The sequence below is a fragment of the Aquibium carbonis genome (assembly GCF_003970795.1).
Taxonomy (GTDB): domain Bacteria; phylum Pseudomonadota; class Alphaproteobacteria; order Rhizobiales; family Rhizobiaceae; genus Aquibium; species Aquibium carbonis.
Map to the genome: position 1 here is coordinate 1 of NZ_RWKW01000173.1, position 612 is coordinate 612.

The window sequence follows — 612 nt, forward strand, 5'->3', positions numbered from 1 at the left end:
ACATCGACCCGCGCCATCCTTCTCGTGGATCACCTCGCCAAACGAGAAACAGAATGAATCGGGTTGGGCGCGACACGCTTTAAGACATGACGCGGGCGCGCAGCGATCCTATATGATGGGGATGAGAGACGCCCCGACCCGCACCCTTCGTGGAATCTGCCTCGCTGCCATGGCCCTCGCGGTCTTTCCCGCCGCCGGACACGCCCAGACGGTGACCGCTCCCCCGATCGTGGGAACGTCGGGATCGACGCAGCGAACGCCGCCGCTCGTCGATCTGCAGATACAACAGAGTATTGACCAGCGTCAGGCCTTCGAGCAGCTGCAGCGGCTTCAGCGCCAGCAGGATCGCGACGCCGTGCGCTACCGCCCCGAGCGGCTCGAGGTGCCGGTCATGAGGCCGTCCTGCAGCTCCTCCGTCCACGGAAGCAGCCTGTCGTCCGGCTGTCGCTAAAGCGTGTCGCGTCCAATACGGTTCATTCTGCCGGGGATGGTTTGGGACAAAGTCGAGGTCTTCGTCGATCGTCGGGCTGGTGGCCCGGCGGAGACGAACACCGACGAATTTGGCCCAAACCGGCCCGGCCCTCCGGTCGCCCCCGCTTCTTCGAAGCGGGA

General features: G+C 65.0%; 1 protein-coding gene. It reads left to right on the plus strand.

The features are described from left to right. The first annotated feature begins 169 nt into the window (after positions 1-169). A complete protein-coding gene (locus EJC49_RS25350) occupies positions 170-451 on the plus strand; it encodes a hypothetical protein (RefSeq protein ID WP_126702700.1) in 282 nt (93 codons plus the stop codon). The last annotated feature ends 161 nt before the right edge of the window (positions 452-612 follow it).

Bases quoted from the DNA above. Each gene is read 5' to 3' on its own strand.
- EJC49_RS25350 (WP_126702700.1), top strand. From the start codon at position 170: ATGGCCCTCGCGGTCTTTCCCGCCGCCGGACACGCCCAGACGGTGACC.